This window comes from Gordonia sp. 852002-51296_SCH5728562-b (genome assembly GCF_001665475.1).
GTDB lineage: Bacteria > Actinomycetota > Actinomycetes > Mycobacteriales > Mycobacteriaceae > Gordonia > Gordonia sputi.
Window position 1 is genome coordinate 37,305 of sequence record NZ_LZMI01000135.1, and the last position, 21,675, is coordinate 58,979.

The window sequence follows — 21,675 nt, forward strand, 5'->3', positions numbered from 1 at the left end:
TCGGACAGTGGGCGACGGCGGCGCTGCGACGGCGAAGCGACCGGAATTCTCGGCTCGATGGCCTACCGAAAGTATGGGGCGACACCTGACCGATCGGCCAGTTGACGCGAGGTTTCACTCGTGGTTGCGCGAATGTGGGTCGGGTCACCGGGCGGGGGGTTGGGCTGCTCGGGGCAGGGCGGCACGGCTAGTCGGGCCGGGGCGGCCCCGCAGAAAGTAGGGGAAAGAATCCTTCCTCGGGTTGCTGACCTGTCCCCGAGAAGTTGCGCGGGGAAACCGAAGAGACCCGCGGAAAGTACGCTTCCCCTAGTTCCTGCGCCTCGGGATCGCGGCTCGACGTCGAACTGCACGGCTTTTTGGGCTGGGGTGCCCCGGCAGAAAGTAGGGGAAAGAATCCTTCCTCGGGTTCCTGACCTGTCCCCGAGAAGTTGCGCGGGGAAACCGAAGAGACCCGCGGAAAGAACGCTTCCCCTAGTTCCTGCGCCTCGGGATCGCGGCTCGACGTCGAGCTGCACGACCGCTCGACGTCGCGCGGCGTCGAACTGCACGGCTCTCGGGCCGCCCGCCCGACGGAAAGTAGGGGAAGGAATCCTTCCTCGGGTTGCTGACCCTTCCGCCAGAAGTTGCGCGGGGAAACCGAAGAGACCCGCGGAAAGAACGCTTCCCCTAGTTCCTGTGCCCCGGGATTGCGGCTCGACGGCTGCGCTGCGACAGCGAAGCGACCGAAATTCTCAGCTCGTGGTGGCGCGAATGTGGGTCGGGTCACCGGGCGGGCGGTTCGAGGCGTTGAGACGCGAAACCCCTTCCCGCACTCGGATCTGCGGGAAGGGGTTGGGCGTGCCCAGGGCGGGACTTGAACCCGCGACCTATCGATTATGAGTCGACGGCTCTAACCAACTGAGCTACCCGGGCCAGCGCTGACACCCTATCGCACTGCATCTCCGGAAAGGCACGATGGTGCTACTAGACGATGTGATGTCTTGTGTCCGGGACGTCGCCAGACCGGCTCTGCCTCGCACCCCCGTGACCAGCCGTTTTGTCCTGACGTGAGTCCATACGCTAGAGTCAGCGTTCGGTTCTGGTGCTGTTCGCGGCGCCCGAATCGAGAGCAATCCCCCATAGCTCAATTGGCAGAGCATTCGACTGTTAATCGAACGGTTACTGGTTCGAGTCCAGTTGGGGGAGCAGAGTTAGAGCAGGTCAGGCCCGGTATCCGCCGGGCCTTTCTTGTTTTGTCCTTCGGAGTGCGGAGACTCGACCAAATACCCTGTCGTGGGCGTGGAGCTGGTTCTAACGTTGATCGTGACCAACACTTCCGTCGGTCAGCGACGGAAGGTGGAGTGTCGAGGAGGTCAACGCCGTGTCAACGCATTCACCGCTCTTCTATGTACTTCCCGGACTGGCGATCGCGATGGGACTCATCTTCGCTGCTGCAGGTATCGGTGACATCGACAACTACGGTGGCGGGGTCGCCGCGTGGCTCTACACGATCTTCGGCCTTGCGATCGTGGTGGTGGGGGCGGGAGTGGTCGCAGTCGGCAAGGGTGGTTCGTCGGAGTAGCGTCTCGCGCCAGGAATTTTCGGGTGTCCGATTTGCTAGTATTGACATTGTCAATGCTGACAACCGGACGAGGCGCGCCGTACCCGGCCAGCGACAAGACGGCGCTCGGAGGTTCGACGTCTCGTGTCGTGGATCGTGTTGATCATTTCTGGTGTTCTCGAGGCCGTGTGGGCGACTGCTCTCGGTAAGTCGCACGGGTTCACCCAGATCGTCCCCACAATTGTCTTCGCCGTCGCGCTCATCGGATCGATGGCCGGGCTGGCGTTTGCGTTGCGGGAGTTGCCAACTGGCACCGCCTACGCGATCTGGGTTGGTATCGGAGCCGCGCTGACAGTCACGTATGCGATGGTGACCGGTGCGGAATCAGCGTCCCTGATCAAGGCCGGCTTGATCTTTCTCATCATCGTGTCCGTGGTGGGACTCAAGCTCGCCCACTGAGTTGCGGCCGTAGAACTGGGTGCCGACGCTCGACGGAGGAAATCACTAGCCTCGGGTCATGGCGATGAACAAGGAACAACGGCAAGCATTTCTCGCGCAGCCGCACATCGGCGCGCTCTCGATAGAGGCGGGCGCCGACCGCGCCCCCCTGGTGGTGCCGATCTGGTATCAGTACAGTCCCGGCGGCGACCTCTGGTTTCTGACAGGTGCCGAGTCACGCAAGATCTCGCTGTTGCGTGCAGCCGGGCGCTGCACTGTCATGGCCGAGGTGGTCTCGCCAACGATTGCCTACGCCGCGGTGTCGGGTCAGGTGATCGACTACGTCGACGGAACCAAGGACGATCTCGTCGAGATGGCGACGCGGTACCTGCCTGCCGAGAAAGTCGCGGGCTACGTCGAATTCGCCACCTCCGAGCACGGTAAGCAGACGAAAGTCGTTGTGCGACCACAACAGTGGGTCGCGTCAGACCTGGGTTCGGTCTGAGTCGGTTGCGCCCCAGATGCCGCTCTGTTCGAGGTGGCGAGTCAAACGTGCTGCGCCATCGGTGAATTGGCGACGTGTCTGCACCACCGCCTCGTCGACGTCGGATGAACGGTAGGCGTCGATCAGTCGTTCATGGCTGTCGACCGCGGTGTGGCCCCACTCGGGGTCGTTGGCGTAGAGCCGTGCGGGTGTGTACCGCGTGGCCGCGAGGAGGAACCATGCCAACTTGGTGCCTCCCGCGATGACGTTGTGCGCGCGGTGAAACTCGAACTCCGCCTCGATGACGCCATTCTCATCGCCACTCTCGACTGCTGTGCGCAGTCGTCGCGTCCACCACTGCAACTCGTCGAGGTCGTCGGATGTCACCGCGGCTGCGGTGCGCAGAGCGAGCCGCACCGCAATCTCGCCCTGCAACCAGAACAGGTCGTCGACGTCGACACGGTCGAGCGGACCGACCCGATATCCGCGGTGCGGCTCGAGGTCGACCATGCCCTCGCCACGCAGGGTCAGCAACGCCTCGCGCACAGGGGTCACACTGACGCCCAGCTCGGCCGCGATGTCGTCGAGCCTGATGAATTCGCCGGGTCTGATGTCGGCGGTCATGATGCGGTGTCTCAGGTGTGCGGCAACCTCTTCGGACAGTTGAGGGCGCCGAGGAATCCGTCGCGGCGCCCTCGACCCGTCAGAGTCCGAAGGTCTTGCCGATGATGTCGCGCTGGATCTCATTGGTGCCACCGTAGACCGTCGAGATGATCGCACCACGCATCAAGCGCTCGGCGTCGAATTCCGTTGCGTAGCCGTAGCCTCCCATCATCTGCATGGCATCGATGGTCATGCGCTTGGAGGTTTCGGTGGCTTTGAGTTTCGCCATCGACGCCTCGCGGGGGAGGAGCTTGGTGGGATTGTCGTCGGCGAGTTGAGCCACCGAGTAGACGAGTTGCTTGGTGCACTCGATCTCCGTGGCTAGGTCGGCCATGCGATGCCGCAGAACCTGGAACGACCCGATGGGACGCCCGAACTGTTTGCGCTCGGTGATGAACGCCAGTGTGTCGGCAAATGATCGCTCGGCCACACCGAGTTGCATGGCCGCGAGGATGAGTCGCTCGGTGTTGAGTCCGGCCATGAGTTGATTCCAGCCGTTGCCGACCTCGCCGACGACCGCCGAGTCGGGCACTCGACAGTCCGTGAAGTAGAGATCGTTGACCTCTCGACCGCCGAGCGTGTCGATGCCCTTGATCTCCAAACCCGGTGTGTCGGCAGGGATGTGGAACTGCGTGATTCCCTCGTGCTTCTTGCCGGTGTTCGAGGTGCGGGCGATCAGCAGGATCGACCGTGCGAAGTGTGCGTTGGAGCACCAGGTCTTCTGCCCGTTGATGACCCACCCTCCGTCGACCTTCTCGGCACGGCACGTGAGGTTCGCGACGTCGGAACCGGCCTCGGGCTCCGACATCGAGATCGACAGCGCATCGCCGTTGACGACGCCGGTCAGGACTTCCTTCTTGAGCTGGTCGTCGGCGAATCGGTTGTAGGCGAGGGCGGTGATGAAGGTGGGCCCGATCCCGCCGATGGGGGCCATGCCGCGCATCGCTTCTTCGAGCAAGATGCACATCTCGACATTGCCCGCGCCCGACCCGCCGTAGGTTTCGGGCAGCATGATGCCAGCCCAGCCGAGGTCGGCCATCTTCTGGTAGAGCTCGCGCGAGTGCAGCTCCGTCCCGTCTTTTGTGTAGCGATTGCGCTGGTCGCGGGTACCGACCTCGCGTTGGCAGAAATCGGCGACCGACGTCGCGAATGCGCGCTGTTCCTCAGTGAAGTTCACCGTTGTCCTCTCGATGTGCGAAGCCGTAGGCGGCTCTGGCTAAATCATATATGTGATATGTCGGGCCGTGGTCTGGACCACATAATCGATGGCTAGATTGGTTGCCATGCCCAAATCGCGAATCCCGTCCGACGACGGCGTGCAGGCCGAGGAGAGCGTGCAGGCCGAGGAGAGTGTGCAGGCAGAGGACAGCGTGGAGGCCGAGAGCGCCGGGCCGACCAGCGCCGACGTCTCGCCACTCGACGGAGATGAGTTCCTCGCGGCGAATCGCAGCAGGCGTGAACAACTGCGCGCCGAGGCCGCCGACCGGGTGCCACGCAAACTCGACACCACGAGTGGCCGTACTGAGAAGAGTCGCGGCGAGAAGAGCGGTGGCGTGGGAGCCGAGGCGGAGAGCGCCGCACGAGCGACGCGCCCGGGCCGCGGGCGGCTACTGGTCGGTGTGCTGGCATCGCTCGTGGTGGTCCTCGCGATCTCGACCGGGGTACTCGCGTACCTGTACGCGCAGGCAGATCGCCGAGCGTCCGACGCCGGACCGTCGGATGCCGATCGCACAACGGTCCTCGACACCGCGCGTCGCTACGCCGTCGAGCTGACCACCTACGATCCCGCCGACTACGGCGATCTCGATCGTCGAATCACGCAGATATCCACCCCGGAGTTCGGTAAGACCTACATCGCCTCGTCGCAGGATGCGCGCAAGGGCAACGCGAACGCCAAGGGAGTGTCGACGGCGAAGGCGCAGCGTGCGGGGATCGAATCGATGACTGCCGACCGTGCGGTGGTCCTCGTGGCTTTGGATCAGACGGTGAAGTCGTCGGAGATCGCCGCGCAGGTTCCCGACGGCATCCCGTACCAATCGCGTGTCGAGATCACGCTCGCCAAGCGGAACGGCACGTGGTTGCTCGACGATCTGGCGACCGTCTGACATCAGGCAGCCAACACGTCAGCGCTGCTGTGGGCCCGGTCGGGGGCCTTCGAGAATGGCGCAGCCGATCGCGGTGACCTGCTCGGCGGTTGGTGGGCGGCGTAGTCGAAGCAGATCCGAGATGGCGTTCAGTGCCGCGTGCACGAGGAAGCGGGCCTGTCCACGACTGATCGCGTCGCGGCGGTCGCGCGTGACCCATGCGGCCCACTCGTCGACGTTGGCACGCTGCTGACGCCGCAACGCGCTGCGCTCCGACGGGGCCAGGTGCCCGATCTCGCTCAGGTACACCGTCACGAGTGCGGTGTCGCGCACGAAGAGTCGTACGTAGCGGGCAACGAGCGACTCGAGCGCTGCGCGGCTGGTCGTCGACGCCGCGAGTGCGTCGGAAGTGGCGGCACTGACGCGGTCGGACGCTCGCCAGAATGCAGCCGACAGTATCGCGGCTTTGTTCTCGAATTGGCGGTAGACGCCGGATGCGGGAACGCCTGCGGCAGCGGCGATCTCGTCGATCGTGACCTCTCGGAAGCCTCGTGCGGAGAAGAGTGAGATCGATTCGGTGAGTATGAGTTCGCGTTTCGACGCCGGCGCCAGCCCGGATGGCGGGCGCTGGACTGAGGCGTCGGTGGCGAGCAGCGGTGCGACGTCGGCCAGTGAGAGCGCGGTGGCGACGAGTAGTCGACGAATGTCGCGGTCTGCCAACGCAGTCCGATGTGTGGTCGGGCTTGCCACGACACTGATCATCGCCGCGACGAGAAGGTCGGCGTGTGGGCGGGGGATGTTCGGGCGTGCATCGAGAAGCGCTGCGCGGATTCGTCGATGCTGGTCCACCAGAACGACTTTCACCTTCGTGGCGTCATCACCGTCGAGGTAGCGCTGATCCCAGCGGTAGAGGCCACCGGTCCTGCGGTGGTCGATGGCCGACTGTGCGAGAGCGGTCAGTGCCGACTCGAGGTCGCTCTGCGATGTCTCGAGCGCCTCGGCCAGCACGTCGGCGAGTAGTCCGGTGGCCTCGGCGAAAAGTGCGTATTTCGTCGGGAAGTGGCGGTAGAGCGCGGGAGTGGAGATGCCCACGACGTCGGCGATCTCCTCGAGGCGCACCGCGTGGTATCCGCGGTCGCTGAACTCCTGTGCCGCGGTACGCAGAATCAGCGCTCGGCGGTCGGCGGGGCGTCGACGTGGCGGTCCGTCGATGTGTGTCGGAGGGTGGTCAGTCGAGGGCTGACTGCTCATCGGTCCAGAGTAGAGCGAGAGCGCCTTTGTCAGAGAACAAATTGCTGAATCGTCTAAAACGGGTGGTAGCGGCGTCGTACGAGTTGGCTAAGTTAATCGCGATTCCTGTGGTCTACATCTCATTAGCATGTATGGTGGCGGCATGATCACGCGACCGGCGAGCGATGGGACGGGCTGTGTCTGACAATCGGGCGACTGGGTCTGACAGTCGGGTGACCGGTGGCGCAGGGTCTGACGCCTCGATCGCTACCGGAATCAGGACCGAGGTCGACGATCGGGGGATCGCCCGCGTCACGATCGATCGTCCGGAACGGATGAATGCGCTCAACGGAGACGCCTCGAGCGCGCTGATCGACTTCCTCACCGTTCGATGCGCCGCGGACGACATACGCGCGGTGATCATCGACGGCGCAGGGGGACACTTCAGCACCGGCGCCGATATTCGCGACATCGCTGCCCGGGCGTCGGAGAACGGCGGCATCGACGAGCGGAGTGCGGCATCCGTGATCGGCGGAGGGTCGGCGTTGGCTCGTGCCGTGCGCTGCGTCGAGGTTCCGGTTGTCGCGTCCGTCGACGGCGCCGCGGTCGGGATCGGGGCATCGCTGGCGTTCGCCTCCGACCTCATCTTCGCCACCCGACGTTCCTACTTTCTTCTGGCATTCACCAACATCGGGCTCATGCCCGACGGCGGAGCGACCGCGACGGTGTCGGCCGCGATCGGTCGGGCGCGCGCCAATCGGCTGGTCCTCCTCGGCGAAAAGTTGCCTGCGCCAGAAGCATTCGACGCCGGCCTGATCAGTGGACTCGTCGACGACAGAACCGCGCTCGACGCCGAGATCGCCGGCGTCGCCAAGCGATTCGCGCAGAGTTCGACGCAGGCGTTGCGTCTGGCGAAATCCGCGCTCGACGCCAACACGCTCGCGGGATTCGAGTCGACCCTGGAACGGGAGACCAGTGGACAGACTCGACTTCTGCAATCTGACGAATTCCAGGCGGCCATAGCCGCATTCACCACCGCACGCCGACACTGACGTTGCGAACCAACGTCGAGAAATCCAAGGAGAGTTCCATGACCGCGACCGTCGCCTCGGGCCAAGACCTCAACACAGAACCGCTGCGGTCTCGCCGCAACCACTGGAACAACCAGGTCCGCAGGCATGCGCTGATGCAGCCAGACGCTCCCGCACTCAAGTTCTTGGGTGAGACGACGACCTGGAAGCAACTCGACGAGCGCACCACTGCGTTCGCGGCGGCGCTGAGTCGTCGTGGCGTCGGGTTCGGCGATCGGGTGCTGATGATCTTGCTCAACAGGACCGAATACGTCGAAGCGATCCTGGGGGCCAACATCATTGGTGCCATCCCGGTGCCGGTGAACGTGCGGATGAGCCCCGCCGAGGTCGCCTACCTGGTGACCGACAGCGGCGCGCGGACGATCGTCACCGAGACGTTGCTCGCCCCACTTGCCGATGCGGTTGTCGCCGCAACCGGCGACGTCGATCAGGTGATCGTGGTGGGTGGCTCCGACAACGATGCCCACCTCGACTACGCCGATCTCATCGCCGAAGACGCGTCCGACCTCCCGGAGATCGACATTCCGGAAGAGACCGTCGCGCTGATCATGTACACGTCGGGCACCACGGGAAAACCCAAGGGCGCCATGCTGACTCACACGAACATGCAGTCGCAGGCACTCACCTGCCTACAGGCGCTGCACACCAGCCGTGACGACATCTGTGCCGGTGTTGCGCCGATGTTCCACATCGCCGGTATCGGAGCGATGGCGCCGCTGTTCTACATGGGCGCGACGTCGGTCATCCATCCGCTCGGCGCGTTCGACCCCGACCAGATGCTCGACATGTGCGAACGCGAGGCCATCACGTCGATCTTCCTGGTACCGGCCCAGTGGCAGGCGGTCTGCGCGGCGCAGCAGGCACAACCACGCGACGTGAAGTTCCGCGTGATCAGTTGGGGCGCGGCGCCCGCCTCGGACACCGTGCTGAACGCGATGAACGAGACCTTTCCCGATGCGCTCAACGTCGCGGTTTTCGGACAAACCGAGATGTCGCCCATCACTTGCGTTCTCGACGGCGCCGACGCGCTGCGCAAGATCGGATCGATCGGCAAGGTGGTTCCGGCGGTCACCGCGCGCGTCGTCGACCCGATGATGAACGACGTCGCCGACGGCGAGGTCGGGGAGATCGTGTACCGCGGGTCGAACATGATGCTCGGGTACTGGCAGAACCCGCAGGGCACACAGGATGCCTTCCGCGGGGGCTGGTTCCACTCCGGAGACCTCGTGCGTCGCGACGACGAGGGTTTCCTCTACGTGGTCGACCGTGCGAAGGACATGATCATCTCGGGCGGCGAGAACATCTATTGCGCCGAGGTCGAGAACGTCCTCTACGGCCACCCGAGGATCGTCGAGGCCGCTGTGATCGGACGGGCCGATCCGAAGTGGGGTGAGGTGCCGGTCGCCGTGGTGGTGACGGTCGACGGCGCCGACCTCACCCTCGAGGAGATGGAGCCGTACCTCGACGAGAACCTGGCGCGGTTCAAGCAGCCCAAGGACATCGTTCTCGTCGAAGAACTACCTCGCAACGCGGGTGGCAAGGTCGTCAAGCCGCGTCTGCGCGAGAGCTACGGCAGCAAAGACGAGGGTCTGGCCAACTGATCTCGCCACAAAAGTAGAACACGTTCCATTTCCGACGAAAAGTGACTATCGTCTCAGTAGGGACGCCAGGCCGTGCCGGCACCAAGGGCACGCTGCGCGTGTACGACAACAAGCGGAGGACATGAATGAAGACCAAGGGTGCGTTGCTGCGAGAACTGAACTCGCCGTGGGAGATCGAAGAAATTGAGATCGGCGAGCCCAGGGCGCACGAGATCAAGATCCGGATGGAAGCCGCCGGGATGTGCCACTCCGACCATCACCTGATGACCGGTGGTATCCCGCTGGGCGGCTTCCCGATTCTCGGCGGTCACGAGGGTGCGGGTGTCATTGAGGAACTCGGCGAGGGTGTCACCGATTTCGAGGTCGGCGACCACGTGGTCCTGTCCTTCATCCCGTCCTGCGGCAAGTGTCCGTCGTGTCGGTCGGGGCTGGCGAACCTGTGCGACCTCGGCGCGCTGCTCCTCCAGGGAGAAGCGGTGTCGGACCACACCTTCCGTATTCACACCGCGAAGGGTGAGAACGTCTATCCGATGACGCTGCTCGGTACCTTCTCGCCGTACATGGTGGTGCATGAGGCATCGGTGGTGAAGATCGACAACGACATCCCATTCGAGGTGGCGGCTCTCGTCGGTTGTGGCATTCCCACCGGCTACGGGTCGTCGACGCGTAGTGGCGATGTCCGACCGGGCGAAGACGTCGCGATCGTCGGTGTCGGCGGCGTCGGAACAGCGGCACTGCAGGGTGCGGTGATCGCGGGAGCGCGCAACATCTTCGCGATCGACCCGGTCGAGTGGAAGCGTGAGCAGGCACTGAAATTCGGTGCGACGGCGGCGTTTGCGTCGATCGACGAGGCTGCGGGAGCGATTGCCGAGACCACTCACGGAGCGATGTGCCGCAAGGTCATCGTGACGGTCGGAGAGGTACACGGCAAGGATGTCGACAGTTGGTTGGGCATCACGGCCAAGGCGGGCACCTGCGTGCTGACCGGCATGGGCAACATGCTCGACACCGAGGTGACGCTCAATCTGGCGATGCTCACCCTGTTGCAGAAGAACCTGCAGGGCAGCATCTTTGGCGGTGCGAACCCCAAGCTCGATATCCCGCAACTGCTTTCGATGTACAAGATCGGCAAACTCAACATCGACGACATGATCACGCGGCAGTACCGGCTTGATCAGATCAACCAGGGCTACCAGGACATGCTCGACGGCAAGAACATTCGCGGAGTCATCCGCTACACCGACGAGGATCACTGATCGTCGTCTACCGGTAACGTAGGTCCCCGTGAGTGTTCTCGAGGCCCTCGATTCCTGGCCGGTCGACAATGTCGCCGCGGCAATCGTCACTCCCGAGGGGGTCGTCGCACACGGGGACACCGCCCGCATCTACGAGCTCGCCTCGGTCACCAAACTCCTGGTGGCCGAGGCGGTTCTCGTTGCGGTCGAGGAGGGCGCCGTCGAACTCGACGACCCGGCCGGGCCGCCCGGCGCGACCATCGCTCATCTCCTCGCGCACGCGTCGGGACTCGCATTCGACAAGCGAGAGGTCGAGGCGCCGGTGGGGGCGAAGCGGATCTACTCGAGCGCCGGGTTCGAGGTGCTTGCCGAGACCGTCGAGGCCGCAACGGAGATTGCATTCGCCGACTACCTCGCCGAGGGAGTCTGTGCGCCACTGGGACTCTCGTCGACGACGCTCGACGGACCTGCCGGCCACGGAGCACGATCGAGCGTCGACGACCTTGCCGTTTTCGCTGCCGAGCTGCTGCAACCACGCCTGCTCTCGTCGGACCTCGCCGACTCGGCGCATTCGGTGTGGTTTCCGGGTATCGACGGCTTCGTGCCCGGCTACGGCAAGCACAAGCCGAACGACTGGGGCCTCGGATTCGAGATCCGCTCGCACAAGTCGCCGCATTGGACGGGCACACGTAACTCGCCGTCGACGTTCGGGCACTTCGGACAGTCGGGAACCTATCTCTGGGTCGATCCGGAGCTGGCCGCGGCCTGCGTCGTGTTGACGGACCGGCCGTTCGGAGCCTGGGCCAAGCCGCTGTGGACCGAGTTCAACGACGCCGTCGTCGACACTCTCGTCGCGGACGATTGACATCGGGCGGGCCGGTGAATCAGTAATTCACACCAATCACCTTCGGAAACTAGCGCAACACGTACAACATCAGGCACAATAAACAACACGAGTGTGATATCCGCTGTCGCGAGGTGTGTTGGGGAAGACGTTCCTCGTCGACAACGGAGGTGAACAAGGTGCGCAACCTGAATCAGTTTGCGGACATGACGACCGGAGTGGTGTACATCCACTCAGCGCAGGCTGCGCTGTGCCCGCATGTGGAGTGGGCTCTGTCGTCGACCCTTAATGCGCGGGCCAACCTGAAGTGGTCCGCCCAGGATGCCGAACCCGGCATGCAACGGGCAACCGTTGACTGGACGGGTCCGGTAGGTACTGCTGCGCGGCTGGCGAATGCGCTGCGCGAGTGGTCGTCGCTGCGCTTCGAGGTGACCGAGAATGCCAGCGAGGGCGTCGACGGCGAGCGGTTCAGTTATGTTCCGGGACTTGGCTTGTGGCGCGGATCGACGAGCGCCAACGGCGACGTGATCATCGGCGAGATGCAACTGCGTTCGCTGATCGAGGCCCAGCCGGACAGCGCTGGGCTCGCAGGCGAACTCGAAGCTGCGCTCGGTACCGCATGGGACGACGCTCTCGAGGCGTACCGCATGGGCGGCGCGGGCGCCGAGGTGACCTGGCTGACGCAACGCGTCGGATGAACCACATCGGAGTTGGTGACCAACCTCCGATCACCGACCCGACACACTGATTCGGCCCCGGCAGAGTACTGCCGGGGCCGAATCGCGTTGGTGAGCGAGGGAGCGTAGCAACCGATGCGGGCCGGCTAGCGTTAGTGAGGGAGCAAGGGAGCGAAGCGACCGATGCGGCCCGCAAAGTTGTCGGGCCGACCCCGGTCTGGACTGACGAGGAGCGAGGGAGCGAAGCGACCGATGCGACGAGGAGGGAAGACCGGGGGCTAAGGCCCGACAACACGCGGCGACGGAGTCGCCGCCAATTACAGGGGTATGTTCTTATGCCTCCCGCGCCGCGCGGGGGCGGACGCGAGTGCTTCGGCGATGATGCTGCGGGTTTTGGCGGGGTCGATGACCTCGTCGACGACGCCGATAGATTGTGCACGGTCGAGTCCGCCTGCGATTTGTTCGTGTTCGACGGCCAGCCGATCGTGGAGTGCGTCGCGTTCGTCGTCTGGCGCGGCGGCGAGTGCTTTCTTGTGGAGGATGCCGACGGCGGCTTTGGCGCCCATGACGGCGACTTCGGATCCGGGCCAGGCGAATACGGCGGTCGCGCCGAGTGAGCGTGAGTTCATCGCGATGTAGGCGCCGCCGTAGATCTTGCGGGTCACCAGCGTCACGCGGGGCACGGTGCATTCGGCGAAGGCGTGCAACAGTTTTGCGCCGCGTCGAACAACGCCGTTCCACTCCTGGTCGACGCCGGGCAGGTAGCCGGGGACGTCGGTGATGACGATGAGTGGGATGCCGAAGGCGTCGCAGAGGCGCACGAAACGCGCGGCCTTCTCGGCGCTTTCGGAGTTCAGGCAGCCACCCATGCGCAGTGGGTTGTTGGCGACGACGCCGACGCTGCGGCCGGAGAGTCGGCCGAAGCCGATGACGATGTTGGGAGCCCACTTCGCTTGCAGCTCTTCGAAACTCGACACTTCGGTCTCACCGTCGGCGGCGAGTTGTGTGTCGAGGAGTTTCGCGACGATGGGGTGGACGTCGTAGGCGCGTCGTGGAGATTCGGGTAGCAGGGCCTGCAGGTCGGAGTCGCCTGCTTCTGCCTGCTCTCGGTTGAAGTGGCCCTGTTTGCCGAACGTCGAGACGAGTCGTCGTGCGCGCCAATACGCGTCGGGTTCGGAGTCGGCGGTGATGTGGCTGACGCCGGACTTCTTGCCGTGGGTGTGCGGTCCGCCGAGCGATTCCATGTCGACGGACTCGCCGGTCACGCTGCGGACGACGTCGGGACCGGTCACGAAGACACGTCCGGCGGGGGCCATGATCACGACGTCGGTCAGTGCGGGCCCGTATGCCGCGCCGCCTGCCGCGAAGCCGACGACCACGGAGATCTGCGGGATGTAGCCGGAGGCCCTCACCATCGCCTCGAACACTCCGCCGACGGCGTGTAGTGCTTCGACACCTTCGGCGAGGCGAGCTCCGCCCGAGTGCCAGATTCCGACGACCGGGGCCTGCTCGGCGATCGCGGTGTCGATGGCGTTGACGATGTGTGCGCATCCGACGATGCCCATCGCGCCGCCCATGACGGTCCCGTCGGTGCAGTAGGCGACGGTGCGCACGCCGTGAACGAGTCCGATCGCAGCCTGCACACCCGAGGAGTCACGCGGGTGGAGGAGCGTGAGGGCGCCCTCATCGAAGAAGTTGGTCAGTCGCAGCATCGGATCGCGGGGATCGACCGCGTCCTCGTGGCCGGTGAGGGGGGCCAGTGTGGTCATCGCTGTCTCCTACTGCTGCGTTGCGAGTTGGGGAGGTGTGGTGGCGCCGACCGCGACGTCGACCATCCGGTGTCAGGTGATACATCGGAGACGTCGACGTCGCGGTCAGTAGCACTGACCGGTCGGGGTGCTACTCAGTAGCGACCGATGGCCAATGCCACGTTGTGTCCACCGAATCCGAACGAGTTGTTCAGGGCGTAATCGATCTGCCCATACCGCGACTCGCCGTGCACGACGTCGATGTCGCCGCACTCGGGGTCGAGGTTCTCCAGATTCAGCGTCGGCGGGATCACGCCTTCTTCGACGCTCTTGATGGTCAGCACCGACTCGAGCGCACCGACCGCGCCGATCGAGTGACCGAGAGCGGACTTGGGCGCGTAGATGGCGGCGTGATTGCCGATCGCCGCCGCGATACCCGCTGCCTCGGCGGTGTCGCCGATGGGGGTCGAGGTGGCGTGAGCGTTGATGTGGGTGATGTCGGAGGGCTGCAGGCCCGCCGTCTGGATAGCGCGGGTCATCGCCCGCGCGTTGCCCTGACCACTCGGATCAGGTGCGACCAGATGGAAGCCATCCGACGTGATACCCGCACCGAGGATGCGCGCGTGGATATGCGCACCGCGTGCTTTGGCGTGCTCTTCGCGTTCGATGATCAGCATGGCTGCGGCCTCACCGAAGACGAAGCCGTCGCGATCCTTGTCGAACGGGCGCGAAGCGCCTGCCGGGTCGTCGTTGCGGGTGCTCATCGCGCGCATCATCGAGAACGCCGCGATCGGGATCGCATCGATGTGTCCTTCGACGCCGCCGGCAACCACCATGTCGGCCTCGCCGAGCACGATGTGACGCCATGCGTGGGCGATCGCCTCAGCACCCGACGAGCACGCCGAGACCGGGGTGATGACGCCCGCACGGGCACCGATGTTGAGTCCGACGACCGCCGCGGGACCGTTCGGCATGGCCATCGAGACGGCCAGCGGCGACACCTTGCGGTAGTTGCCGGACTGTTCGATCGCCTTGACGGCGTCGACCATCGCGTCGCCGCCACCCTGTCCGGTGCCGATCACAACGGCCAACCGGTCGGGATCGACCTCGGGCTCGCCCGCCTGCGCCCAGAGGCGCTTGCTCATGACGTGGGCGACGCGCTCGACGTACGCCATGCGGCGTGCCTCGATCCGGGTCACCTCTTCCGCGGGGTCCTTGACCATGCGGCCACCGACGCGGCAGGGGAGCTCACCGTACTTCGTGACGAAGTCGTCGGTCAGCTCACGAATGCCGGTTTCGCCTGCGAGAAGACCCTTCCAGGTCGAATCGAGGTCCTCACCGAGCGATGTCGAAGCAACCATCGACGTGACCACCACGCTGGGGAAGTTGCCCCCCAGCGTGGAGTAATCGCGGAGCGATGAGGTCACGAGCCGGCTTTCTGATCGGACGCGACCTGTGCCTGGATCGCGGCCGCAGCCTCGGGGTTCTCTGCTTCGAGCTTCTGGATGTACGAGACGGCGTCGCCGACGGTACGCAGGCCCGCGAGGTCCTCGTCGGGGATCTTCACGCCGTACTTGTCCTCGGTCTGCACGGCGATTTCCACCATCGACAGCGAGTCGATGTCGAGATCGTCGACGAACGACTTCTCCATGGTCACCTCGGACGGCTCGATGCCGGTGACCTCTTCGATGATCTCGGCGATGCCGGCGATGAGTTGTTCCTGGGTGGCAGCCACTGTGTGGTTCCCTTCGTTGTGCTTGTGAATGTGAACTCCGGAACATCGCTGGCGCGTGGCCACTGATGTTTGGACAACCGGTTCATCCGGTTTCCGGGGGTCGCGGATGAGCACGACCGCTATCCAAGCTTGTCGACCTTCTCGGTCAGGTTTTCTCGGTCAGATCTTTTCGATGTCGGCGGGGACCTTGAGCGCCACCGAACCGACGCCCTTGAGTTCGCGCTTGGCGATGCCGACCAGGGTTCCGGCCGGTGTCAGCTCGATGATGCTGTCGGTGCCCGCGTCGCGCATGTAGGCCGAGCAGAGATCCCAGCGGACAGGTGAGGTGACCTGCTCGACGAGCTTGCTCAGGGCTTCTGTGCCCGTCGTGACGGGCTGGCCGTCGGAGTTGGACAGCAGCGTGCGCGTGGGGTCGGACGGGGTGATCGACGCGGCCGCCTGCGCGACGGCGTCGCGTGCCGGTGCCATGAAGCGCGTGTGGAAGGCGCCCGCGACAGCCAGTTTGCGGGTGCGTGCCTTCTCGGGCGGATTGGCGATGAGTTCGTCGATCGCTGCGACGTCACCGGCTGCGACGATCTGGCCGACGGCGTTGCGGTTCGCCGGGACCAGATCGAGCTCGTCGAGACGTGCGAGGACTTCCTGCTCGTCGCCTCCGAGAACGGCGGCCATCGTGGTCGGCTGCAGCGAGCATGCCTTGGCCATCTGGGCGCCGCGCACGGCGGCGAGCGTAACGGCCTCGTCGAAGGTGATCACACCGGTGATGGCTGCCGCGGTGAGCTCGCCGACGGAGTGGCCCGCGACGACAGCATCGTCGGGTAGCTCGTGGTTCTTGGCGTACTCGTTGAACGCCAGAAGCGCACTCGCCACGACGAGCGGCTGGGTGACCGCGGTGTCGGTGATCTCGTCGGCAGTTGCGGTCGTCCCGAGCCGTTCGAGGTCGAGTCCCGCGAGTTTGGACCAGATGGCCAGCTGGTCACGCGCGCCGGGAAGCTCTAGCCAAGGAGCGAGCATGCCGGGTGTCTGTGAGCCCTGTCCGGGCGCTAGCAAGGAAAGCACGTGACCAGAGAACACCCTCTGGCGTGAATTTGTGGGTGTTGAGGTCGATGAACCTTCACGAGAGTTTTTGTGGAGTTCCCACAATGGTGACCTCAGTGGCTACCCCATCGTCACCACTCTGAGATTCGTTACACAAATGTGCCCAAAACGCGTCTGCCTGCGAAAACGGTACGGAGGTCTTGTTAACGATGTTTCTCATGTGGCTCGTGACGATGATTCGTTCTTGAAGTGTGTCAAACGTCCTACTGTGGCGGCGATTCGTAGGACATAGCCATCTCGGGAGTGTGTTGGATCACGTCCGGTCAATTCGGCGACCTTCTTGAGGCGATAGCGAACAGTATTTGGATGAATGAACAGTTCGCGTGCGCACGCCTCCACGGAGCCGCCGGTGTCGAGATAGGTCTCGAGGGTCGTCGCCAACGTGGGCCCGCCCTTGGCGAGTGGCCGAACGAGGGTATCGATGAGTGCCGTGGTCGCCGACGGGTCTCCATTCAGCGCGCGCTCCGGGAGTAATTCGACGCTGTGTACCGGACGCGGGGCGTTCGGCCAGCCGTCGACGGCGGCCATCGCGGCCATTGCCTCGTTGGCGCTCGCATGTGCGGCGGTCAGATTGGGCATTGTCGGTCCGATGACGACCGGGGCGTCGGCGAAGTGATCGAGGAGCGCGCCGCTGAAGGCGTCGCTCGTCGCGATCGGTCCGCTGACGATGGCCACCAGCATCGACCCCTGCACGACCGACAGTGCGGCGCGGTCGTGCTGTTTGGCCGTGTTGTGGATGGCGAGCGGTACCGACACGTTCTGTTCCGGCGGGGGCGCTCCGATGATCACGGTTGCAGGCGCATCCGAGTCCCAGTTCAGGGCTGCCGCGCGCGACATCAACTGAGGTCCGCTGTCGCCGCGGACCACGGCGTCGACGACGAGCGCTTCAAGGCGCGAATCCCACGCTCCGCGCGATTCCGCGGCCGACGCGTAGATCGACGCCGCGGCGAATCCGATCTCACGGCCGTAGCGCAGCACCGATTCGGTCAGGGCGCGCAGTTGTGTGTCGTTGCGCGCGAGCAACGGCAGCCACTTCTCGAAGAACTCCATGGCGACGCGAACCATCTCGACCGTCTGAAGCAGCGAGATGCGTCGTGCGAGGTCTTGGGGAACCACCTGGAACGCCTGAACGGTGAACTTGACGTTGCCCTCGGGGTCTTGAATCCACTCCACGAAGTTCACGACGGCGGTCTGGACGACCAACTGCACGCTCGCGCGCTGCGCGGCGTCGAGGTCGGAGAAGTACGGCAGCTGATCGGCCATCGAATGCACGGCCTCGGTCGCCAGTCGGCCGCTGTACTGCTTGACGCGGCGCAACAGGGTGTCGGGCAGTGCGTCGTGGACGGTTGCCGGTGCGGGCACATGAGCGCCCCGCGCGCCGAAGACATCGACGGGCGGGGGCGTCATGTTGGGCTCGGACACACCCTCAATGTAGTCGCGACCACGAGGTCGCCGGGCCTCGACGCTGAACCGTCGCTCGTCGCCGAGACCCTGCTGCGCTCAGGCGCTGCCGGTGTCGGCGTAGGACACCTTGGCTGCGTGGACGTCGGTGATCTGGTACTTCTCGGCGGCCTCTGCAGCGGTGGTGAACGGGATGTTGCCGTCGCGTGCCAAGCCGACAAGCGTCGCGACGACGATCGACTCGGCGTCGACGTTGAATACCCGGCGTGCAGCGGGGCGCGTGTCGGAGAACCCGAAACCGTCTGTGCCGAGCGTCAGATAGGTCCCCGGAACGTATGCGCGGATCTGTTCCTGGACGCCGCGCATGTAGTCGCTGACCGCGATCGACGGGCCGACGGTCTGCGCTAGTACCTCGGTCAGATAAGGCTCAGGGTGTGTGACGCCCGGTTCGCGCACGGCGGCGCGGTCAAACGCGATCCCGTCACGAGCAAGCTCGCCCCACGAGGTGACCGAGTAGACGTTCGCTCCGACGCCCCAGTCGTCGGCGAGTATCGCCGCGGCCTTCAACGCATCGGGCATCGTCACGCCGGAGACGAGGATGTTGGCGTAGAGCTGCTTGTCCGACGGCGCCTGCTGGAAGAGGTACATGCCCTTGAGGACACCCGCGACGTCGAGGTTCTCGGGTTCCGCCGGTTGTGTGATGGGCTCGTTGTAGACGGTCAGGTAGTAGTAGATGTTCTCCTGATCCTCGCCGTACATCCTCCTCAGGCCGTCGTCGACGATGTGCGCGAGCTCGTAAGCGAACGCGGGGTCGTAGGACACCACAGCGGGGTTGGTGGCCGCGAGAAGGGGCGAGTGCCCGTCCGCATGTTGCAGACCCTCTCCGGTGAGCGTCGTCCGGCCTGCGGTCGCACCGATGATGAAGCCCTTGGTCATCTGGTCGGCTGCCGCCCAGAAGCTGTCGCCGGTTCGCTGGAAACCGAACATCGAATAGAAGATGTAGAGCGGGATCATCGGCTCGTTGTGCGTCGCATACGACGTGCCGACGGCGGTGAAAGATGCTGCAGATCCGGCTTCGTTGATGCCCTCGTGCAGGATCTGGCCGTCCGGGCTCTCCTTGTAGGCGAGCATCAGGTCGGCGTCGACTGAGGTATAGAGCTGTCCGAACGGGTTGTAGATCTTCAGGGTGGGGAACCAGGAGTCCATCCCGAACGTGCGTGCCTCGTCGGGAATGATCGGCACGATGCGCTTGCCGATTTCCTTGTCGCGCAGAAGGTCTTTGAAGACCCGCACCAGTGCCATGGTGGTGGCGACCTGCTGTTTGCCCGAGCCCTTTGCCATCGTCTGCAGCATCCGGCCGGTATCGGCCTTGAGGACCTTCGGAGCGGTGTGCCGATTGGGCATGAATCCGCCGAGCGCGTTGCGCCGCTCGATCATGTACTCGATCTCGGGCGCATCGGGCCCCGGCGTGTAGTACGGGGGCAGGTAGGGATCGGCTTCGAGGGTTTCGTCGCTGATCGGGATCTCGGTGTGGTCGCGGAACGCCTTGAGATCGTCGAGGGTCAGCTTCTTCATCTGGTGGGTGGCGTTACGGCCCTCGAAGTGCGGACCGAGCGTGTAGCCCTTGATGGTGTGCGCGAGGATGACGGTCGGTTGCCCCTTGTGCGCCATCGCTGCCGCGTACGCGGCGTACACCTTGCGGTAGTCGTGTCCGCCGCGGTGGAGATTCCAGATCTGATCGTCGGACCAGTCTTTGACTAGTTCTTTGGTGCGTGGATCACGGTTGAAGAAGTGCTCTCGGATGTAGGCGCCGTCGTTGGCGCGGAATGTCTGGAAGTCGCCGTCTGCGGTCGCGTTCATCAGGTTGACCAGCGCGCCGTCTTTGTCGTTGTGGAAGAGTTCGTCCCACTCGCGGCCCCAGACGACCTTGATGACGTTCCAGCCCGCGCCGCGGAAGAACGACTCGAGTTCCTGGATGATCTTGCCGTTGCCGCGCACAGGACCGTCGAGGCGCTGCAGATTGCAGTTGACCACGAAGGTGAGGTTGTCGAGCGCATTGGTCGCGGCCAACTGGAGAAGTCCGCGTGACTCCGGCTCGTCCATCTCGCCGTCGCCGAGAAACGCCCACACGTGTTGGTCGGAAGTGTCCTTGATGCCGCGGTGGTGCAGATACTGGTTGAAGCGGGCCTGGTAGATCGCATTCATCGGGCCCAAACCCATCGAGACGGTCGGGAACTGCCAGAAGTCGGGCATGAGCCGGGGGTGTGGATACGACGGCAACCCGCCGCCGAGCCCGGCATGACTGTGCTCCTGACGGAAACCGTCCAGGCGATCGGCGCTGATCCTGCCGACCAGAAAGGCGCGCGCATAGATACCCGGTGAGGCATGCCCCTGGATGAAGACCTGGTCGCCGCCACCGGGATGGTCGAGTCCGCGGAAGAAGTGGTTGTACCCCACCTCGTAGAGCGAGGCAGACGACGCGTACGTCGAGATGTGGCCGCCGACGCCGACGCCTGGCCGCTGCGCACGATGCACCATGATGGCGGCGTTCCAGCGGATGTAGTTGCGGAACCGCCGCTCGATCTCCTCGTCGCCGGGGAAGTACGGCTCGTTCTCGGTGGCGATGGTGTTGACGTAGTCGGTTGAGGTGAGGGCCGGAATCGAGACCCGATTCTCACCTGCGCGTTCGAGTAGTCGGAGCATCAGGTAGCGCGCACGTGCAGGACCCTGTTCGGCGACGAGTGTGTCGAATGACTCCAGCCATTCGCTCGTCTCCTCGGGATCGTTGTCGGAAAGGTACGAGGCGACTCCTTCGCGGATGACGCGTACCCCGGTGGTCTGCTGGCTGCCGACCTGATTCGACGCGGCAGCGTTGTTCGACGCGTCTGCGGTCCCGCTCCCAACGTCGGTGGTTCCGGTGTTGGTGCTGGCTGCCTGTTCGGTCACGGTGATGCCCACTCCCTCGTTTGGCCTGGGCACGGTGGTGCCCGGCATGACGACAATTCGGCGACGGGTCGCGTTGGTGTGCGGACTCCGTCGTCCATCCATATCGTGCCCCATGTCACGTCGCTTGGCACCGGTCTGGACGGTCTTGCCCGGGATCGTCGACGCCTCCTGCGGTAGCGTTTCGGTGTTTGGTGCCAGATATGGGCGACGGCCGTCGGGGAAACAGCCGTGGGGGAGACATGACAAGAGGACTGCTGTGCCGCGCAACGGGCACGCGTCTGATGCTGCTCGCTGCGGCACTCACGACGTTCGCGGTGCAGGGCTGTTCGGCGGTCGGGGGCAGCGCGGGTCCCGCGCCGGGAGAGGCCGCGGCCTATCGATCTGATGTGTCGACGTCCCGCCAGGCCCAGTCGCTGAGGGCCGGGGCGGAACTCTGCGAGGCGTCGACGAAGTCGATGGTCGTGATGCTGCGCGGGTACAACGCGTTCGTCGCGCGGCTCAACGAGGTGCAGTCCTACGACAAGGTCGGCGACCTCGGAGACAAAGCCCGAGCCGCGATGATCGCGGGCACCGATATGGTCAAGCCCAAACAGACAGCCGAGGTTCCCGGTGACCTCGGGACCGTCGTCGCATCATTCGTGACCAGCAGCAGCGCGCTGGGCGATGTGATCGGCCGCCGGCAGACCGCCCAGTTGAACTCTGCGTCGACCCGCTGGACGGGTGACAGGCGAACGGTGCTCGACACCTGCCGTGCCTACCTCCCGACACCTCCTGCGACATCGGCGACCGCGGCGCCGCAGTCGAACCCCGGCTCGTCGGCACCGGCCACATCGTCGCCGCGGCCGACGGGCTGACGGCTTCCC

Annotated in this window: 19 protein-coding genes, 2 tRNA genes and 1 riboswitch; of the genes, 11 read left to right on the plus strand and 10 right to left on the minus strand. The window is 64.7% G+C overall.

Translation table 11 applies throughout. The features are described 5' to 3' along the window. Window positions 1-838 precede the first annotated feature (838 nt). Window positions 839-912, minus strand: a tRNA-Ile gene (locus A5766_RS23295). Between the two features lie 200 nt (window positions 913-1,112). On the opposite strand from A5766_RS23295, the gene A5766_RS23300 reads away from it, so the two are divergent. From A5766_RS23300 to A5766_RS23315, 4 genes are all read left to right on the plus strand, one after another. After that, a tRNA-Asn gene (locus A5766_RS23300) sits at window positions 1,113-1,185 on the plus strand. Between the two features lie 175 nt (window positions 1,186-1,360). After that, complete coding sequence (locus A5766_RS23305) at window positions 1,361-1,561, plus strand: hypothetical protein (protein WP_005206488.1); 201 nt, start codon at window positions 1,361-1,363, stop codon at window positions 1,559-1,561. A gap of 44 nt (window positions 1,562-1,605) precedes the next feature. Then, window positions 1,606-1,669: riboswitch (guanidine-III (ykkC-III) riboswitch) on the plus strand. Between the two features lie 15 nt (window positions 1,670-1,684). Further along, window positions 1,685-1,999, plus strand: coding sequence for a DMT family transporter (locus tag A5766_RS23310; protein WP_005206487.1), 315 nt, complete (start codon window positions 1,685-1,687; stop codon window positions 1,997-1,999). A gap of 58 nt (window positions 2,000-2,057) precedes the next feature. After that, entirely contained in the window at window positions 2,058-2,483 is a 426-nt protein-coding gene (locus A5766_RS23315; protein WP_005206486.1) for a pyridoxamine 5'-phosphate oxidase family protein, read from the plus strand. Here the strand turns inward: A5766_RS23315 and A5766_RS23320 are convergent. Then, window positions 2,463-3,209, minus strand: a complete 747-nt coding sequence (locus A5766_RS23320; protein ID WP_082965621.1) for a GntR family transcriptional regulator — start codon at window positions 3,207-3,209, stop codon at window positions 2,463-2,465. The genes A5766_RS23315 and A5766_RS23320 overlap by 21 nt on opposite strands. Continuing rightward, window positions 3,166-4,302: an acyl-CoA dehydrogenase family protein gene (locus tag A5766_RS23325; protein ID WP_064906625.1), complete on the minus strand. Its 1,137-nt coding sequence runs from the start codon at window positions 4,300-4,302 to the stop codon at window positions 3,166-3,168. Before A5766_RS23325 ends, A5766_RS23320 begins: the two co-directional genes overlap by 44 nt. A gap of 106 nt (window positions 4,303-4,408) precedes the next feature. Here A5766_RS23325 and A5766_RS23330 point away from each other — a divergent pair, with 106 nt between their 5' ends. After that, window positions 4,409-5,230: a hypothetical protein gene (locus A5766_RS23330; RefSeq protein WP_064906627.1), complete on the plus strand. Its 822-nt coding sequence runs from the start codon at window positions 4,409-4,411 to the stop codon at window positions 5,228-5,230. Window positions 5,231-5,248: 18 nt separating this feature from the next. Here A5766_RS23330 and A5766_RS23335 read toward each other — a convergent pair whose 3' ends face one another. Then, window positions 5,249-6,460, minus strand: coding sequence for a TetR/AcrR family transcriptional regulator (locus A5766_RS23335; protein WP_064906629.1), 1,212 nt, complete (start codon window positions 6,458-6,460; stop codon window positions 5,249-5,251). A gap of 254 nt (window positions 6,461-6,714) precedes the next feature. Between A5766_RS23335 and A5766_RS23340 the strand changes: the two genes are divergently transcribed. The 5 genes from A5766_RS23340 (at window position 6,715) to A5766_RS23360 (ending at window position 11,908) form a co-directional block, all read left to right on the plus strand. After that, a complete protein-coding gene (locus A5766_RS23340) occupies window positions 6,715-7,491 on the plus strand; it encodes an enoyl-CoA hydratase-related protein (RefSeq protein ID WP_387313226.1) in 777 nt (258 codons plus the stop codon). Between the two features lie 38 nt (window positions 7,492-7,529). Then, window positions 7,530-9,131: a fatty-acid--CoA ligase FadD5 gene (gene fadD5, locus A5766_RS23345; RefSeq protein ID WP_064906656.1), complete on the plus strand. Its 1,602-nt coding sequence runs from the start codon at window positions 7,530-7,532 to the stop codon at window positions 9,129-9,131. Window positions 9,132-9,256: 125 nt separating this feature from the next. After that, complete coding sequence (locus A5766_RS23350; RefSeq protein WP_064906632.1) at window positions 9,257-10,387, plus strand: NDMA-dependent alcohol dehydrogenase; 1,131 nt, start codon at window positions 9,257-9,259, stop codon at window positions 10,385-10,387. Between the two features lie 28 nt (window positions 10,388-10,415). Continuing rightward, on the plus strand, window positions 10,416-11,231 hold the full coding sequence (locus tag A5766_RS23355; RefSeq protein ID WP_064906633.1) for a serine hydrolase domain-containing protein: 816 nt from the start codon (window positions 10,416-10,418) through the stop codon (window positions 11,229-11,231). A gap of 158 nt (window positions 11,232-11,389) precedes the next feature. Further along, on the plus strand, window positions 11,390-11,908 hold the full coding sequence (locus tag A5766_RS23360) for a DUF3145 domain-containing protein (protein WP_005206476.1): 519 nt from the start codon (window positions 11,390-11,392) through the stop codon (window positions 11,906-11,908). A gap of 296 nt (window positions 11,909-12,204) precedes the next feature. Here A5766_RS23360 and A5766_RS23365 read toward each other — a convergent pair whose 3' ends face one another. The 6 genes from A5766_RS23365 to aceE all read right to left on the minus strand — a co-directional run bounded on the left by A5766_RS23365 (window position 12,205) and on the right by aceE (window position 20,860). Then, window positions 12,205-13,656, minus strand: a complete 1,452-nt coding sequence (locus A5766_RS23365; protein ID WP_064906634.1) for an acyl-CoA carboxylase subunit beta — start codon at window positions 13,654-13,656, stop codon at window positions 12,205-12,207. A 134-nt stretch (window positions 13,657-13,790) separates the two neighbouring features. Continuing rightward, entirely contained in the window at window positions 13,791-15,062 is a 1,272-nt protein-coding gene (locus tag A5766_RS23370; protein ID WP_005206423.1) for a KasA/KasB family beta-ketoacyl-ACP synthase, read from the minus strand. Beyond that, on the minus strand, window positions 15,059-15,370 hold the full coding sequence (gene acpM, locus A5766_RS23375; protein ID WP_005206424.1) for a meromycolate extension acyl carrier protein AcpM: 312 nt from the start codon (window positions 15,368-15,370) through the stop codon (window positions 15,059-15,061). Before acpM ends, A5766_RS23370 begins: the two co-directional genes overlap by 4 nt. 159 nt (window positions 15,371-15,529) lie before the next feature. Then, on the minus strand, window positions 15,530-16,426 hold the full coding sequence (locus A5766_RS23380) for an ACP S-malonyltransferase (protein WP_064906657.1): 897 nt from the start codon (window positions 16,424-16,426) through the stop codon (window positions 15,530-15,532). Between the two features lie 195 nt (window positions 16,427-16,621). Beyond that, window positions 16,622-17,872, minus strand: coding sequence for a PucR family transcriptional regulator (locus tag A5766_RS23385; protein ID WP_197494428.1), 1,251 nt, complete (start codon window positions 17,870-17,872; stop codon window positions 16,622-16,624). A gap of 93 nt (window positions 17,873-17,965) precedes the next feature. Next, entirely contained in the window at window positions 17,966-20,860 is a 2,895-nt protein-coding gene (aceE, locus tag A5766_RS23390; protein WP_051993867.1) for a pyruvate dehydrogenase (acetyl-transferring), homodimeric type, read from the minus strand. Window positions 20,861-21,051: 191 nt separating this feature from the next. Here aceE and A5766_RS23395 point away from each other — a divergent pair, with 191 nt between their 5' ends. Next, entirely contained in the window at window positions 21,052-21,666 is a 615-nt protein-coding gene (locus A5766_RS23395) for a hypothetical protein (RefSeq protein ID WP_231894794.1), read from the plus strand. The last annotated feature ends 9 nt before the right edge of the window (window positions 21,667-21,675 follow it).